The 15,309-nt window shown below is 45.3% G+C and carries 13 protein-coding genes; 6 read left to right on the top strand and 7 right to left on the bottom strand.

Annotated elements, in window-relative coordinates; translation table 11 throughout:
* Positions 1-67 precede the first annotated feature (67 nt).
* Complete coding sequence (locus L5M10_RS02205; RefSeq protein WP_263254775.1) at positions 68-2,704, bottom strand: TonB-dependent receptor; 2,637 nt, start codon at positions 2,702-2,704, stop codon at positions 68-70.
* Between the two features lie 342 nt (positions 2,705-3,046).
* Between L5M10_RS02205 and L5M10_RS02200 the strand changes: the two genes are divergently transcribed.
* From L5M10_RS02200 to L5M10_RS02190, 3 genes are all read left to right on the top strand, one after another.
* The gene (locus L5M10_RS02200; protein ID WP_113941063.1) at positions 3,047-4,186 is read left to right on the top strand and encodes a polysaccharide deacetylase family protein; all 1,140 of its coding nucleotides are present in this window, start codon (positions 3,047-3,049) and stop codon (positions 4,184-4,186) included.
* Between the two features lie 213 nt (positions 4,187-4,399).
* On the top strand, positions 4,400-5,176 hold the full coding sequence (locus L5M10_RS02195) for a hypothetical protein (RefSeq protein ID WP_131525328.1): 777 nt from the start codon (positions 4,400-4,402) through the stop codon (positions 5,174-5,176).
* 129 nt (positions 5,177-5,305) lie between these two features.
* Positions 5,306-5,710, top strand: coding sequence for a DUF3224 domain-containing protein (locus tag L5M10_RS02190; RefSeq protein WP_131525327.1), 405 nt, complete (start codon positions 5,306-5,308; stop codon positions 5,708-5,710).
* A 267-nt stretch (positions 5,711-5,977) separates the two neighbouring features.
* Here L5M10_RS02190 and L5M10_RS02185 read toward each other — a convergent pair whose 3' ends face one another.
* Positions 5,978-6,532: a BON domain-containing protein gene (locus L5M10_RS02185; RefSeq protein ID WP_105249747.1), complete on the bottom strand. Its 555-nt coding sequence runs from the start codon at positions 6,530-6,532 to the stop codon at positions 5,978-5,980.
* 275 nt (positions 6,533-6,807) lie between these two features.
* Positions 6,808-7,263, bottom strand: a complete 456-nt coding sequence (locus L5M10_RS02180) for a hypothetical protein (protein WP_028760642.1) — start codon at positions 7,261-7,263, stop codon at positions 6,808-6,810.
* A gap of 246 nt (positions 7,264-7,509) precedes the next feature.
* Here L5M10_RS02180 and L5M10_RS02175 point away from each other — a divergent pair, with 246 nt between their 5' ends.
* The 3 genes from L5M10_RS02175 to L5M10_RS02165 all read left to right on the top strand — a co-directional run bounded on the left by L5M10_RS02175 (position 7,510) and on the right by L5M10_RS02165 (position 10,952).
* Positions 7,510-8,880: a sigma-54 interaction domain-containing protein gene (locus L5M10_RS02175; RefSeq protein ID WP_263254774.1), complete on the top strand. Its 1,371-nt coding sequence runs from the start codon at positions 7,510-7,512 to the stop codon at positions 8,878-8,880.
* A gap of 109 nt (positions 8,881-8,989) precedes the next feature.
* On the top strand, positions 8,990-10,066 hold the full coding sequence (locus L5M10_RS02170) for a major royal jelly family protein (RefSeq protein WP_263160693.1): 1,077 nt from the start codon (positions 8,990-8,992) through the stop codon (positions 10,064-10,066).
* 226 nt (positions 10,067-10,292) lie between these two features.
* Positions 10,293-10,952, top strand: coding sequence for a hypothetical protein (locus L5M10_RS02165; protein ID WP_263254773.1), 660 nt, complete (start codon positions 10,293-10,295; stop codon positions 10,950-10,952).
* A gap of 50 nt (positions 10,953-11,002) precedes the next feature.
* On the opposite strand, the gene L5M10_RS02160 is transcribed toward L5M10_RS02165, so the two are convergent.
* The 4 genes from L5M10_RS02160 to pfaD all read right to left on the bottom strand — a co-directional run bounded on the left by L5M10_RS02160 (position 11,003) and on the right by pfaD (position 15,223).
* A complete protein-coding gene (locus tag L5M10_RS02160; protein WP_263254772.1) occupies positions 11,003-12,682 on the bottom strand; it encodes a diacylglycerol kinase family protein in 1,680 nt (559 codons plus the stop codon).
* 144 nt (positions 12,683-12,826) lie between these two features.
* The gene (locus L5M10_RS02155; RefSeq protein WP_028760637.1) at positions 12,827-13,021 is read right to left on the bottom strand and encodes a hypothetical protein; all 195 of its coding nucleotides are present in this window, start codon (positions 13,019-13,021) and stop codon (positions 12,827-12,829) included.
* Between the two features lie 23 nt (positions 13,022-13,044).
* Positions 13,045-13,221 carry a DUF1328 family protein gene (locus tag L5M10_RS02150; protein WP_263254771.1) on the bottom strand — a complete coding sequence of 59 codons (177 nt, stop codon included), beginning with the start codon at positions 13,219-13,221 and terminating at the stop codon, positions 13,045-13,047.
* Between the two features lie 355 nt (positions 13,222-13,576).
* The gene (gene pfaD, locus L5M10_RS02145; protein ID WP_263254786.1) at positions 13,577-15,223 is read right to left on the bottom strand and encodes an eicosapentaenoate synthase subunit PfaD; all 1,647 of its coding nucleotides are present in this window, start codon (positions 15,221-15,223) and stop codon (positions 13,577-13,579) included.
* Between the last annotated feature and the right edge of the window lie 86 nt (positions 15,224-15,309).

Below are 15,309 nucleotides of genomic sequence, written 5' to 3'. Positions count from 1 at the left end.
GGCTTATCCCCGCTGCATTATCAACGCAAAAAGCCGACCCTAAGGTCGGCTATGGTGTGACTCAAGTTTAAAATTTGTAGCTGGCACCGACGAAATAACGTGAACCAAATTCGATGGTGTTTTGGGTTAATCCGTATTTAACATCATAGGATTGCACCACTTCATTGGTTAAGTTAACCCCTTCGAGTGAAACATCTAAGTTCTCCATCGCATGCCAAATAATCGAGGCATCGACTTGTTGATAGCTGTCGTTTAACACGTTTTGAATGTTACCCACGCCTAAGTATTCTGAACGCCAGTTATAGGCGATACGGGCGCTGAACAGATCATCTTCGTAGAAGAGTGAACCGTTGAAGGAGTTTTCTGACACGCCTTCAATCATCTGTTCAGTGCCATCGGGGCGAGTGCTCTTACTGTCAACATAGGTGTAGTTGGTCAAGAAGCCAAAACCGCTTTCAAAGTTATGTTGCAGCTGGATTTCAAGCCCAGTCACTGAGCCGCTGCCGCCGTTGGCTGGGGCTGTAACTCGGCATTTATCCCACTCGGATTCTGACGCGCCGCAACCTTCGATATATTGCGTCGACTCACTGACAAACACTACGTTATCAATATCTTTGTAGAACAGGGCCGCCGACAACATAGAAGATTCAGTGAAGTACCATTCGATGCCAAGGTCGGCTTGATTCGCCTTATAGGGTTTCAAATTTGGATTACCGCCGGTCGCAGTACCAAAGTTTTTCGCTATGGCTAAACCAGGTTTGAGGTCGCTGTAGTTGTTACGCGCCATCACGGAAGAGGCCGAAGCACGTAGGATTAAGTCTTCTTGCAGATCAAAGGCGACGTTGATGCTCGGTAGCCAATTATCGTAATTGACTGATTCATTGTAGGGCTTGCCATCGGCAAAACCGGTTGAGGTTTGGTCTGTGTTAACGTAACGCACGCCAAAGTTACCACGGTAGAATTCGCCGCTGAAATCCGCTTGGGCATACAGGGCCAACATATCCTCTTCGACAGTGAAGGTGTTACCGAGATCGGCGACTTCCACTAACTCGCCATTGGCGTATTTCTCGCTGATAAAGGCCCACCATTTGTCTTCATCTAACTTGGCATAGGAGTCGAGCACATTGCCGCCGCTCTGGGAATGTAGCCCAGACAGCACGCCATCGCTCCAGTTAGCGAGGTTGCCATTAGGCACGAAACCTAGGATTTCTGCGGGGTTACGGTTGAAGGCATTTCGCTCGAAATCACTGGTGTTGTACTTAATCCCGACCGCAATTTTGTTAATAAAATCATGGTCGAGTTGATATTCGAAATCGGTCTGTGCGTAGGTCACTTTATGATCTTGCACTGTGGTTTCGTAGTTCGCCTCTTGGGCGTGCTTGAACTGGCTGGCATCGTTAGCATCTAAACTCGTCAGCACCACTTGGTAGGGACCCGTGGCGTCGTAACTAAAGCCGCCATCGATACTGCCTTGACCATTAGGGAAGGCGGGATCGCCAATTTTACCGCCTTGATCCGTCGCTGGTATCCACCAAGAAGATGAGCCGCCTTGGGTGCCCCCATCTGAGGTCGATTGGCCAATGACGCCACTCACCGTAAAACTGTCCCCGACGTATTTTCCGGTTAAGTTGAGTACGTCAGACTTCATATTAACCGCGTGGCGCACCACAGGGTTATAAATAATCGACGCATACGCCGGCAGAATCGTTGCCGATGCTGTGCCGCCTTGGGCGTTATTCACTACGTTGGTAGAGCCTGAACCGCGCGCGCCAACAGTAAGAAAGTTGTGGTTTACGTGGGGGATATCGAGTTCAAAATTAAAGTAATCTAAGGTGAACTCTGTTTTTTCTGTCGGTGCAAATTGCAGTGTGACTTGGGCACTGGTCCGTTCACGTTCGGCCCTAAATGCTTGTGAGCCAATCCCCCATGCTCCTACAGTTGATTCTTGGTTTTGTGCAGGATCAGCGGAAAAGTACTCATAATAACCACTGAGAGATTCCAACACTTGGCGGCCGCTGGTAATTTTTTCTACTGAATAGGCGCCTAAAATGCCGAACTTTTCATCATCATTTTTCCAGCTTCCGACGAAAGATCCACTCGGATCTGTTTCATCGTACAGGCTGCTTTGGCTCAACTCACCCGCCACTTGATAAGTGTGAGCATCGAGATCTAAGGGCTTACGGGTTTTGAGATCGACAGTGCCGCCCAGCGCACCTTCTTCAAGGCTAGCGGTTGGCGTTTTGTGGACTTCAACCGCACTGACTTGCTCGGCTGACAATAATTCCATGTTGAAGGTACGAGTGGCAGGACCAAGATCATACCAAGAGGTGCTCGCAACGGTTTGACCGTTCAGCAAAATACGACTCTGTTCTGGCGCTGTACCACGAATGGTGACCCCACTCACTTCACCGTATTGCCTATCGACCGTCACCCCAGAAATTCGCTGCAGCGCATCACCGATATTTTTATCGGGAAACTTACCGATATCTTCCGAGGTGATAGCATCGACCGTGGAGTCGGCGAAGCGTTTGGTATTCATTGAGGCTTCAATCGAGCGACGTATGCCGCGTACTTGGATTACCTCAATATTTTCTGCGGTTGCCTCTTGTTGCTCCGCCGCGATTGCGGTTGAGCTCATCCCGAACAAGGCGTTAGCGATACATAATGCGAGCAAAGAGCTCTTAAATAGTTGACCTTCTGACATGTTATTGCATCCCTGTAGTGCTTTTGTGTTGTTTTTTTCTCCAGTTAACTTACCTGTTATCGAATTGTTGATGCGGTACTTTTCACACTAGGATTGGTATTTTTCTATTGTCTTTGAAACCTTGGGTAAGAGGATGGTTAACTGGGTGCAAAGGCAGGATTTATCGACTTAGCGTAGAAAAGTATGGCTTGTTGCTAGGATGGTATAACTAATGCTGGTGGGATTACTCACTATAGATAAGCTAAACGGATGAGTGAACTCGCTGTCTACAGGTTATGAATTAACCAGTGCGTAAAGAGAACTAACTTATTCATCTTTAAACATTATTTATAGGATGAAATCATGAAACTGAAATCGATAGCCGTTGCAGTTGGGCTTTGTGTTGCGAGCTTGAGTACTGGCTTAAGTGCGGCCTACGCCAGCGATAAAACCATTTACCTTACCTTTGATGATGGTCCAATTGACGCGACCTTAGGGCTGTTAGATGCGTTAAAGGATGCCAATATTAAGGCAACGTTCTTTATTAATGCATTTCATATGTATGGCGAAGGGGATGAAAACGAGGCGTTAGCGGCAGTCGCCCTACAACGTTTGCTAGACGATGGTCATATTCTGGCAAACCACAGTTACGATCATATGCTGCATAACTGCACTGATGGCGTGCAATCTGGCGCGGCATATTGTAATCAAGTTGGACTCTGGCCTGTAAAATCCTATCAAGATGCGGCCACCGATTTCACCTATTTTGTGACGAACACGGCCAAAGTGGTTGAGCTTATTCCTAATGCCGCCAGTTATCCCAATAACAAGATGACTAAGTTGGCACGTTTGCCTTACACCAATGGTTGGCGAGTGACCAGTAAACTCAAAGGCGACGGCTTGTGTGCGACATCCGATACTGTGCCGCCTTGGGATCCTGCTTTTGCTTGTACTGCAGAAACCTCGACCAACAGTTCGCAAGTTGCGGTGCAAATTCAAAACATGCTCGCCGAGAGTGACTATAAAATATTTGGCTGGGATCTAGACTGGGGACCAGAGGATTGGGGGGTTGCTTTTCCTGCTGAATCCATGGCCGATGGGGTTGAGCTGGTGGCAAAAGTCAATCAAGTGATCAACACCTGCGCAGGAACGACGATGAATCCGCTTAACAGTCGTACGCAGAACTTAGATTGTAGTGATGGTTTACATAACGGGAAAGTGGTTATCTTGACCCACGACTTCTTGTTTGAGAATGCTCACCGCGGACAAGGTGCAACCATCAACTTGCCTAAAATTAAGCGTTTTGTTGAAGAAGCTCAACGTCAAGGATATCGTTTTGATACGCTAGATAACTATGCCCCTGCTTGGCAGGATCAGCATAATTATCAACTACCTGAGTTTGTGTCCTATCAAGATAAAATCTATTCCTTAGTGCAAGCGCATTTCTCCCAAAGCAATTGGCAACCAAGCCAAACCCCTGCCTTGTGGAAAAACGAAAAGTAGTGATGTATTGGGCTGAGTATTTACTCGGCCCATCATATTGGTCGAGTAAAAGGCATGTTGCTGAACTTAGCCTGACAAAATTCAAAATAGCGGCATTTTTTACACTTTACCCACTTCGCTTTAACTCAGTATCTGTAATACTGCTCCGACATTGATTTGAAGTTTATCGGTGTTAGAAAAGTAGCGCATAACGAGCGCGATTGGGGAGAGAAGATGAGTACGTTTGTAAAATTAACCATAGCGGCAACCTTAGTGGTATTAGCCTTACTTGCTGCGGGTATTTACCGTTTCAACATGACCAATGATGATATTTATATGGTGATGGAAGATGGACAGGTGATGCAATACGATGAGGCCATGGCGCATGAAAAAACTCAGGCTCAGGCGAATGAGATCGAAACTGTGACACCTTTTGAGGTAAAGCCTGTGGCGAATGCATCGGAAGTGATGCTTAAACTCTTTAGCTTAAATACCGCCAATCCTGTTGAAATAACGCTGCCTGAGGGCGGCAAGTCCGTTGCACTGACACATTTTATTAAGATCAAGCAAACAGAGTTTGCTATGGGCGACTACCAAGATGGTGAGATAAAAGGTCGAGCATTACTCGATTACTTGCGCATTACACCGTTAAATTTCGATCCCGCTCTAGAGCCGGACACCCAAAGTGACGCACCGATTCAAGATGATCCTAAAATGCAAACTATGCCCTTTGTGGCGCCCTTTATTGTGACGACTCAAGGTTCAGGCGTATTTTGGTATCTTGGATTGTTTAATCTGGATTTTAAACACAATAGCTTGAAACACTTAGGCAGTGTCATGCTTGGCGATCGAATCGAGGTGGATAGTATTGAACCTGTTTATCCTTTCGAAGCCCCATTCAAAATTGCTGTGACTTATCGCGATAGAGCGTCTGACCAACCCATGTCTGAAAGCCCTGAAATAGTCAAAACCATAGAGATGATAGTGAGTGAGACCAGCATACATAAGTAACGTGTAAATGCCATTATGGATCTGCGCAGGCTTATGCTAAGTTGTTTTTCGGTCAGTGGGTGATGTTTGCTTCAATAGCAAGCGTTAGCAGATAATAGGTCAGCATAAGATTTCGACAAGGAGAGTGTCATGCAAGTTAGCAAAATCACTGGAAAATTTGATGTTAAGCTCACTCCTGATAGCCCCTATGCTACTGGCATTGGTGGTGTGACGTTAGGGCGTATGGGCTTAGATAAAACCTTTTATGGTGAGCTTGAGGGGCGCAGCAAAGGGGAAATGCTCAGTGCTATGACGTCAGTCAAGGGCTCAGCTGGTTATGTGGCCATTGAACAAGTGGTTGGTAACTTGTGCGGTAAGCAGGGCAGTTTTGTGTTACAACATTTTGGCATTATGACCGATGGACAAAATCGTCTGATCTTAGAAGTGGTACCCCATTCTGGGGCGGGGGAGTTGCAGGGGTTAACTGGCACTATGACCATCAATATTGAGAATGGCCAACATTTTTATGCATTCCAGTTTGGCTTTGAAGCTTAGTTTGGCTTTGAAGCTTGAGTAACGCCTGTGTTTTAGCTCAGTTTTCTGTAACTCTTCTTCTTTATTATCATTCGAGTCATCTTAATTCACTCCTCTTAATTTAAGCGAGTAAGTCTTTTCGATTGAGTCTGAAAATGGACATAAAAAAACCAGCTGAGGCTGGTTTTTTTGATTCTTTTTTCATAAAGCACTATCGAACCTTGAGTCTAGATCGGTGTGCTGTTACTTAAAATACGTTTAATTTAAAAAATGCCGTTGTCACGAGAGTTAAGACACTTTTTTAACCACTTTAATTTTATCAACGACCTTTTTCACATCGTCGGTATTTTCGGCAATTTTCAGTGCTAGTTGACGTTCGGCATCGCTGGCAACTTCACCTTTCAATGTGACTATGCCATTGGCAACATCCACATTAATTTGGGTGCCGGATACGTCAGTTGAAAACAGTAAACGCGTTTTGATGACTGTGGCAACTTTAGAGTCAGTTAAGGTGGCAACAACTTCACTGGTGCCTTCTTTTTCATTCATCACAGTGAGTTGGTTATCGACATCTTTCACCCCATCTAAACTCTTGATGAGCTCTGTGGCGAGGGCTTTATCCACACTGCTTTCCACTTTACCTGTTAACGTCACTTTACCATCTTTGACATCTGTAATGATGTCGAAGGAATTGAGATTCGTGTTGAGCAGTAAAGTGGTTTCTGCTTTACCATCGATCCACGCATCCTTGGTTCCGCCTTTCCAATCTTGGGCGGCAGCCACATTTAAACTGATTGAACCGACAAGTAAAGCCACTAGTACTGATGCTGTTGTAGTTTTCATAATCATATCCTCCGTTGTTTTCTCGAAGCTAGATAATGCGCCAATCGTGCCAATGTTTTTAAGGTAATGATTTTTAATGTTTTAATTGTTTTATTTGGCGTTTTATACCTTGGCGTTTTCCTTTTGGTCGGTCTTTTTTACCGACAAAATGTAATTTTTTCTGGCATGCTGAGCCATCATTCGAGCATAAAAAACCGCACTCATCAGTGCGGTATTATGTCTGTAGTAAAAGTGGAGGGGAGTCGGTTAAATATGGCTCACTTAGCGACAGGGAATTAATGGTGATTGAGCGATCCTGTACCGTCGTAACTCATTTGCAGCCAAGCGGCACCCTCTGCAAGTTGGTTTGCAAGTTGTGGCTGATGCGCTTGCCTTACTGCTTGTTTTATTTGGATTAGCACTTGCTGCTCTATATCGACAAGGGCGGTCATAGCCTGCGAAATTTGGCACTGTTGCAGCAATTCTGTTGCTTGAGTATAAGTGACGGGCACGGTGTGACTTAGGCCATTAATTGGCTCGTCAGCCAAACGTCTCAGCTGTTCAAACCGAGTTAACATTCGTTGGTGGATGTTAGCTTTGGCGGAAAAAACACGTTTAAGATTATAGTCTTCGACATACCTCCTCGCTTGGTTGTAAAATGTGAGTCCTTCTTGATTCAGCTTGATGATTTCATCGATCAACATGATATCGGCGCGGATATCAGTCTGATGTTGCACAACATTAGACTTCATTATGGGCCTCCTAATGCCAGTGTTCGACATAGATTGTTTAACTGCTTGGGTAAACTGATTTTGTTTCGTTCAGCTACCATGCATATTCTGTTCTCGTTTTTAATGATATTTTAACAGGCTGATTTTTAGACTGATATTCTTAGTTCATCGAGATATCATCTTAGAACATCGGCAACTATTACCGTTGCTGTTGTTAAAATTTCATGGCTGACATACAGTAGTTTTTCATACAGGGAGTAGATACGCATGGCTCGACTGACACTTTTTTATCACTTGCAGGATGTTGGCGCCGAGCAAGCAATCATCGAACTTGCTGGTGCTGCTGACTTTAATAAGCTACGCAGTATCGATGACTTGCCTTGGATAGAGCAGTTAGGGGCAAATCACGTCGATGTTGCCATTATTGAGTTATCCAGTCTTAGTCGAGAAGATTACCTTGTGCTGCTGGATAATACGGCCATGTCAAATATTGAGTTTATTTTTCTCTCCGATGGTCAGCCAAACCCTAATCTTGATCAGTTAATGTCTCATTTTGCGGGTTACCACTTTCGCAAACCTTACGATATGCCGCTAATCAGCGAAATTTTTGCTGATTTTGCACAGTATTTAGCATCATCGCCTAATCGACAGTATCCTTTTGCTAGCGAGCTAGACCAGTACGGTTTGCTTGTTGGTTCATCAGCTCCTATGCACAAGCTATATCGCACAATTCGTCGCGTCTCTGCGACAGGCAGTAATGTGCTGATTATTGGGGAAAGTGGGGTCGGGAAAGAACTGGTTGCTAATACCATACATCTTGCCAGCCCTAGGGTGAACGAGCCCTTTATTGCGATTAACTGTGGTGCATTAAGCCCAGAATTGGTCGACAGTGAGCTGTTTGGTCATGTCAAAGGCGCATTTACGGGGGCGAATCGCGATCACAAAGGCGTATTTGAACAGGCTGAAGGCGGGACCTTGTTTCTCGATGAAGTCACCGAAATGCCGATTGATCATCAAGTGAAGTTACTCAGAGTGTTGGAAAATAGCGAGTATCGTCCTGTGGGTGGCGACAAAGTGCAACGTGCAAACGTACGTATTGTGGCAGCGACTAACCGTGATCCCATAGTGGCGATAGAGGCTGGGTTATTTCGAGAAGATTTGTACTTTCGTTTGGCTCAGTTTCCCATTCGCGTTCCGCCCTTACGGGAACGTGGCGAGGATATTATTGGGCTTGCGCAGCATTTTCTTGCCTATCGTAACGTGGCCGAAAAGCAGAATAAGAGCTTAGCTGAAGACTGTATTCAGATGATTGCTAAGTACCCTTGGTCTGGTAATGTGCGCGAATTAAAACATGCAATTGAGCGAGCCTATATTCTGGCCGATCAGGATATTTTACCCAGCCATTTACAGCTACCTCAGACGAATGAAGTGGGTTTATGTGGTGGTGAACAAGTTGTTATCCCCCAAGGCATGCGCTTAGATGATTTAGAGAGAATCGCTATTTATCAAGCACTAGAAACCACTCAAGGTAATAAAACGGATACCGCCGAACAACTGGGGATCAGCGTTAAAACCCTCTACAACAAGCTCAGCAAGTACGAGCAGCAAGTCGAGACCGGTGAAACGACTGCTGAATAAACATTAATTATCAAATTAATATTGAAACAGAGCTAAGTTTTATACTCTTTTTTTTGTAAATAATAACTCCTATTCTACAGCCCTTAAACAGAAAAAGCGGAGATAGAATATGAAACACTTATTAACAACAGCATTATGGCTTTCTTTGACAGCCAGTAGTTTTGTAAACGCCACCCCAGCAGTAGGAAGTCTTGAAACAGTCGCTGAATTGCCAATACGACCTGGCAATGTCAGCGTCACTGCACAAGGTCGGATTTTTGCCACAGTACATCCATTTGATACACCATCAGGTTTGCAATTGATTGAAGTTAATCGTGAGACCAACGCTTATAAAGCTTGGCCTTCAATGGATTTGCAAAAAACATCGACAGCCAATACTGCTCAATTTGATACCTTATTAGGTATTGCTCAGGACAAGGCTGGACACCTCTGGACCGCAGATATGGGGTTAGAATTAGGCCAAACAAGGATTTGGGGATTCAACATTAAGGACGGCAGTCTATATAAACAAATCGTCCTACCACAAGCTCTCGCGCCTAAAGGCAGCTTTATGCAGGATTTGGTTGTCGACTCTCAAAAAGGCTGGATTTATTTAGCTGATATCGCCAACCCTGGCCTCTTAGCGGTGCGTATCGACGATGGTCATACAATACGTTTTTCAGGTCATAGCTCGCTGCAGGCCGAAACGGATGCAGTAATGAACATAGATAACAAAACAACATTGTTTAATGGCAAAGTCGCCAGTGTAGCGGTCAATCCAATCAGTTTATCTGCCGACGGAAGTACACTCTATTATGGTGCAATGAATGGCACTCACTGGTATCAGTTATCGACTGCAGCTTTACAAACAGGCAATAATGATAAAATTATCGCCACGGTAAAATTAGTCGGAGCCAAGCCTGTATCAGATGGCGCAGCAACGTCCAAACAAGGTAATCATTACTTTACCAATTTGAACCACAATGCCATTTCCATGCTAGATAACAAAGGCACACTAACAACAGCGGTCAGTTCTCCACTACTGGATTTTCCAGATAGTGTGCAATTTGGTGAAACAGGCTGGTTATATATTTCAGTGAATCAATTGCATAAAGCAAAAGCCTTTAATGGAAAAGCCGAAACAGCCAAACCGCCTTATCGCATCATGCGACTCTGGACCGGTGAGGATACTGCTGCGGGTCAATAACACCTTAGCTGCAACTGCAAAGTTGCAGCTTATATTTGCAGTATGAGTTATATCGCAACTGGTATTTACGTTGATGTGAGTCTTTGGTTTAACTCGAAAGCGTCTAGAAATGAGTTAGGTGTTGATTGTGCAAACTATCAATGCCTCTTATTGTTACTGGCACAGGTCAATATTGAATGGTGAGATAATTTTTGGAACAAGGAACAAGGAACAAGGAACAAGTTCAGTGAAACTCAATCAACCTTCTAAAAATGCATTTTATATTCAAACTCTGAGTACTCAGTACCGACCTCTATTATGGCTGTTTGCTGCTGGGTTATTACTGCTTGGTTTACTCTGCGCCAGAGCAACCTATTTACAACCCGATCCGATACTACAGCTCGTTCTCGGCTGGGTAACACTGTTTCTATTGTTACCCGTGTTACCGACTGCGTTTGTTCAGCAACAGTGTTGGTTAGATGCTGAGCAACAGCAATTGTGGCTCGGTAAAGGTTTATTCAATGGGAGGTATATGGGATTGTGGCGGTGGCGTTCCTATGCCTTTTCGGACATCAAAGCAGTGCAACTTTATCAGCTGCAAATCACCCGCTGGCATCAGAACAGCCGCAATCGCCAAGCGGAAGATACTGTCCAACATTATCTGGCTTATTTAGAATTGCACCAGCCCAACGGTGCTCAATTGATATTGGGTGACAGTACTGATAGAAAGGAATTACAACAAGTTCTACAGCAATGTGCGCAGGCAATAGACTGTAAATTTCAGGATTTTAGTAACACCACTCAAAAATCACTTCCCAAAGGTAGTGAATTTAATTTCATGCGGGTACTGGTTCTGCTGGTTATATTTATTTTGTTGAATATTTTATATTTTTTGTTCGTTCTATAAATGCCCAGTCATCCAGCCTAAAAAGTTAGGCTGGATGTCCTCCACAACGATCACTCATCTTGCTCTGTGGTTTCCTGATAAGGAACAAACACTTTAAGAGATGCTGGCTGGACTTCAATAGTGAGATCCGCTGGCTCAAATACTTCACCATCAATCACATATTTACACTTAGGCTGGCTGCTGATGGTGACCTTTTTAGCATGGGCATGATGGACTTTACTTGCACTCGCTTGTTGATCTCGCACATTTTTATTGCCTTCTTTTACCCATCCTGCAATCGCTAATTCAGCGAGGCTAAGCAACTGCTCTTTGGGTTCATCGCCAGCATCCAACCAAGTAATGTCGAGCAAACCGTCGGTCATGTTTGGTTCGCCATCGCCCTGCGCCAACACGCTGGTAAACGGTGCGGCATTGGCAACGATTAGGCTATGGGTCGTCAATGTTGTGGGTTTTGCATCATCTAAGCTGAGCTGGATGGTTAAAGTGATATCGGCATTCACTGCGCGCCATAAGCCATCGAGGTAGGCAAACTGGCCGAGGGCATTTTTACGCTCACGGTTTGCGGATTCAATCATTTGTTGCTCAAACCCTATGCCCACAAGCAACAACACTAACGCCTCATTACAACGCGCGGTATCAATGGCTTGGCAATGCCCTTGAATAATATTATCCAGCGCCTGAGAGATAGGAATAAGCTTACTGCCTAAACCAAAGAGGGCATGGCTGAGGGCATTAGTTGTGCCAAGAGGAATGATGCCTAAGACGATATCCGTATCAACGATTTGAGAGGCCACTTCAGTCACAGTACCATCGCCACCACAGGCGATAATGATATCAGCGCCTGCATTACGGGCTTGCTCGGCGAAGATATTTGCAGTTTCGTCTGCTGTTGTGAGTTTTAAAGTCAGGTCAAAATAGGCTTTGAGTTCATCTTTGATTTGCTCGCTGTATTCTTGCCATTTCCCGCCACCAGAGACTGGGTTGGCGATAATCCACGCCACTTTGTGGATGTTAATTTTCCCTTGACTGAGCATGCGATCGAGCGCGCGTAATTGCCATTTGTTTAAGCCAGCGGTTTTGCGAATTTGCTTTATCTGCTGCAGTACTTCGGCGAAGTGCTGTTGTTTATCTTTACAAACCAAATAAGCGGCGAGTACCAGCACTGAGCGGCCACGACCCATAGCACAGTGGATGAGTACCTGTTTATTGGCGCGCACTTGGCGGTGCAGCCAGTTAACGGCTTGATTGAGTTGGGCGCTGGTCGGTACGCTATGGTCGAGGATGGGAATATTTAAATACTCGATATGATCTTCAAATTGCGACCAATCTAAGCCATCAAATTCAGCGGTGACATCCAGAATGGCAGTGATCTTATTGGCTTTAATCGTTTCCAGATCTGCGGAAAAGAGTCTACAGCCGAGATACAGATGTTCATCAATCCTCTGCATGGGCGGTACTGAATCGTATTTTCTGGCCCAGTGGTTATAGAGTCGACTGCCTAATAAAAAGGGAATAAAACCCCAACGAATATACCAAGGGATAGTGCCATCTTGGCGTTTTCTAAAAATACTGGCGAGATTAAACCAATAGGCTGAACCGACTAAAAACAGTGACAGACTTGTCCATGCACAAATGAAAGTGAGCAGGGGAGAAGTGTCTGTTACTGCAAAATAGGCTAACAATACTGCACCTGCAGTGTACAAATATTTGATGTGGATCTTCGTTAGCATGCAAGCCCTCCAATGCCATTGTTCTTGGTTAAAATCGTTGCACTTGAATGGATAGATGTCGAGATGAGAGATGCAGAAATGAGCGAGTCTAAACTAAAAGGGTGGCAGTAGACGAGTCTATTGCCATCCTAAAGTCAGGTTTGTTTAGCACTTAGTATCTTTAGCTTTAACACCTTCTTTGACTTCTTCACAGGCATCTTCGATGGCGTTACCTGTATCAGTCATTACTTCATCGATTTTTTCGCCCGCGTCTTCGGCTTTGTTATCACTACAGGCCGTTAAACCTAGGGCGAGTAATAATGCGAATGCTGCACTTGTCATCAGGGTAAATGGTTTCATATCTATCTCCTTTTCTAAAAAAATTATAGTCGCGGTGATTTACCCTTAAGGGTATTGATCAGCAGAGAAATCACTAATAACACAATAAATATGAAGAAAATGATTTTCGCTATTCCCGCCGCTGCGCCAGCAATCCCAGCAAATCCTAACAACCCGGCAATCACGGCAACAACTAGAAATACTAATGTCCAACCTAGCATAATAACCTCCTGCCCTTGTATTAATCCTTCTCATGACCGTTTGTGTCACTTGTAAGGTAACGGCTAATGGCTCTTACTTGATTGCGATCTTAATGCCAACTTTAAAAATTTTAAGTAGTTAATTGATTTTAAATATAATTTAAATCATTTTATTTAAAATGGTGTGAGTGAATTAAAAGAGGGGTAGGCAATTTTTACCTAAGCTTCGGTAAGAGTTTCAGCCTAATACGTTGAATCAAAGACTGTGAGCTGATGTCGTTCATAAGTAAAGACAAATAAAAGCCGACACTGTGAGTTTGTGTCGGCTTGAAGATATTATGATCTTATAATACAAGATGATAGGAGCTAAATACGTTTAAAAACGATTTAGCGGTTTCCAGCGCTGCAGGCTAACTGGAATGCTCGCGCCTTGGGATAACAGCAAGTTAATGCGGGATTGATATGCTGCGCCCACCATTAAATGTTTGGCTAAATCCACCGCATTACGGGCCTTATAGTCATCTAAATAACTGCCTTTCGCCCAAGCATTAAATGCGCCGAGCGCTGGGCCTGCCCAAATTTGGTAATCCATTTCGCGGCCGATTTCGCCTGTGTTTGACCAGCGGCTAGACAGACCCAAATACCAGCGGAAAATCAGCGCCATCTTACGTTTTGGGTTATCTAGTGCACGCTCGATTTGCTTAGGATCGCGCTCGTTAAAGTGGGCGACAGTGCCCGCCCAAATATCATCGAGTGATGAACGGAACACTTGCTCTTCGAGCTTTTTACGCTCGTCCGCAGGGATGGCATCAATCGAATCGTAACGGGTGTAGATCTCATACAGCTTATTGGCGCGCATCGGGAACAGAGTGCCGCGCTTAACCACTTGTAATTTCACGCCCATTTCGAACATATCGGCGGCAGGCGCCATAGTTACATCGGCCATTTCTGTGGTGGCGAGTAACTTACGAGTGTGTTCACTCGCGCCCGCTTCGACGCAGGCTTGGTTGATTGAACCTGTGACGATAAAGGCCGCGCCCATGTTGAAGGTGGCTAATGCTGCATCGGGTGTGCCGACGCCGCCGCCAGCACCTACGCGGATAGGCGTTTTGTATTGATACTTAGCTTGGATTTCATCTTTAAGCGCCAAAATCGTCGGTAATAGCGTGACTAATGGACGATTGTCGGTATGGCCGCCGGAGTCGGCTTCGGCTGTGATGTCGTCTGCCATGGGCACCAGTAATGCCATCGCCATTTGGTCTTGGCTGATAAGGCCGTCACTCACTAATTGCTGGAGGATTTTGGCCGGCGCCGGCTCCATAAACTTAGTCGCGACTTCGGTGCGGCTGATTTTGGCTATGACTTTGTTGCCAATGACTATCTCGCCATGTTCGTCGCGGCTCAAACCCGCCGCGCGGTAATAGACGATTTGCGGCGTTAAACCTAAAAATGCCGAGGCTTCGACCGTGCGCACTTTATGTTTTAAAAACAACTCAACGCTGCCGCGCTCTAATGCGGGCTCGCTTGGGCTGTGAATTAAGTTAAAAGCATAAGGACCATTGGGAAGCGCCGCTTGAATGCGGGTAATGGCCGCTTCAACGCGGGATGGAATTAACCCCGCCGCGCCAAACGAACACAAAATGCCCGCTTGACCTAGCGCGATAACCAGTTCTTCCGAGGCAATACCGTTGGCCATGGCGCCAGCGTAGTAAGCGTATTTAACCCCGTGTACGCGGCGAAAATTACTGTCGCCTAAACTTTGGGTGCCAAGGGCAGGGGCAAAGGCGCTGACAGGGTGTGAGCCCAGTGGCGCTTGGCTGTCGCTTGTGGTGACTTCGGCTGTTTGCGCTATGCCTAAGCCTTTTTCACTGTGATTCACTAAGTAACAGGCTTGGCTTAAATCTTTGAGTTTTTTGCCTAATGCGTCGATATCAAAGCTCAGCGCGGCATCGTTGACTTGCCACGGCCAAGGGCTGAGTTTTTCGTTATTGCTATTGAATTGATCTAGAGTATGGCTAGTCATAGGTGTTCTCATGTTATTTGTGCCGCCCTGTGCGATGTGTATAGCCAAGGCAGCGCAATTATTTGTTATTCGTTATTTGTTATTCG

The sequence above is a fragment of the Shewanella sp. SM32 genome (assembly GCF_025654235.1).
GTDB classification, from domain to species: domain Bacteria; phylum Pseudomonadota; class Gammaproteobacteria; order Enterobacterales; family Shewanellaceae; genus Shewanella; species Shewanella oncorhynchi.
Note: the sequence above shows the minus strand (reverse complement) of the source record. Positions and strands in the feature narration are given on the sequence as shown.